We start from the raw sequence: 1,613 nt of genomic DNA, 5'->3' as shown, positions 1-1,613 counted from the left end.
CTGCCCGCGGGCCAGCCATACTGGGTGCGGCTGCGATTGACAGCGCGGCCACCGGGCTCGGCGATCGACACCCGATAAGCCACCTCCAGCGGCCCGAGACCGCGCACCCCATCGAGCTCATCAGCCAGCGAAAATGTCCCCTGCCCCTGCGCATCCAGGGTGAGATTCAGCGGCTCAAGATCCTTGGCCTGCTCGGCAAGCAGCACGTCACCTAGCGTGAACTCCTGCCACTGGGTAAAGGGCATGGTGGCGCGGCTTAACTTCACCTCCGCCTTGGCCTTGGTGGCACTCGCAGGTGCGCCGTAGAGATAGTCCCCTTGCAGTGGCAGCGTCAGGGCGGCGTCCAGACTCGTCACTTCCCCATCCGGCCCCTTGCCAAGCTGCAGTTTCAGCCGCTCCGGCAGAAACTCCTCCACCAGAAAAGGCCACTCGAAGCGGCTGCCGGCGGCGGTCTTGAGGTTGATGGTCCAGCGCCCGAGCGGCGCATCATCCGGCAGATGCAGGCCGTAGTGGGCCGCGCCCAAATTGTCCGGCAACAGCCGTTTCTGTTCGAGCAGCTGACCGTCCGGCTGCTTCACCTCCAGCTCTACCGCCATGCCCGGCAGCAGCTGGCCATCTTGTCCTTTAAGCAGGATTTCGCTGTCGAGCCGCTTGCCGGGGCGATAGAGATCGCGCCCGCTAAAGAGATACAACTGCTGGGCCTGCCAGGGCTGGGTGCCGAGATCGAAGGTGGAGAGATCGAGGGCCGCGCCATCGAGGCGCAGCACCGCCAGATGCTTGCCCTGCTCGGCCAGCAGCAGGCGAGCCCCCTGCACCTGATCGAAGCGGCGATGACCTTGGGGGTCGGTGGTTTGCACCTGCAGCCGGTTGCCCTTCTGGTCGAGCAGGGAGAGCTGCACATCCTTGAGGGGTTCGGCGCTGGCCAGGGAGCTCACGAACACCTCCAGCTCATCGCGGTAACGGCGGGCACTGAGCCCCATGTCGCTCACCGCAAAGTAGGTGGTCTCCTTGCGCCAGTCGTAGTTGCCAAGGGGGGACATTACCGCAAAGTAGACGCCAGCCTCCGCCAGCTGCGGCTCCTTCACATTGATGAGGCGGGTCTCGCGCCGGTTGGCATCGAGCTCCAGCGCATAGCGGCCGCTGAATACCCGCTTGGCCCGCTTGGTGATCTGTTCAAGCTCCCAGTTGCCCATGCCGGCACCGGGGCGATACTCGGCCAGGAAACGGGGTAGGTATTCCGCATCGACCCGGAAGAAGTCGATATTGATCTCGTCCACATTGACCGCGCTGATGGGCAGGCGCAGCTCGTCGCGCAGCGGCAACACCATGCCGCTCGCGGTAAACGACGCCCCCGCCTCCAGCGGCCGGGTCTTGAGGGTCCAGCGCTGGGGGGATGGGCCCAGCCCCGACTTGAGGCTCACCTCGTAGCGCTTGTCGGGCTGAACGTTCGGGAAATAGAGGGTGCGGCCATCGTCGGCGAGAATCCACTCCCCCTGCACCTGCTTGCCCCCTTCACTGACCCCGAGCCAACTCTGCCAGTTTGCCTTGGGCACCAATGGACCGGAGAAGACCAGCGCCAGCGCCGGGGCATCCCGATACTGGCGGGTATTGGC

General features: G+C 65.1%; 1 protein-coding gene. It reads right to left on the bottom strand.

Annotated features, from left to right (window positions below):
- Nucleotides 1–1,613, bottom strand: a 1,613-nt coding sequence (locus AACR77_RS14950) for an MG2 domain-containing protein (protein ID WP_442853380.1), incomplete at both ends; no start/stop codon positions are given.

This window comes from Aeromonas sp. ZOR0002 (genome assembly GCF_963866995.1).
GTDB classification, from domain to species: domain Bacteria; phylum Pseudomonadota; class Gammaproteobacteria; order Enterobacterales; family Aeromonadaceae; genus Aeromonas; species Aeromonas caviae.
Note: the sequence above shows the minus strand (reverse complement) of the source record. Positions and strands in the feature narration are given on the sequence as shown.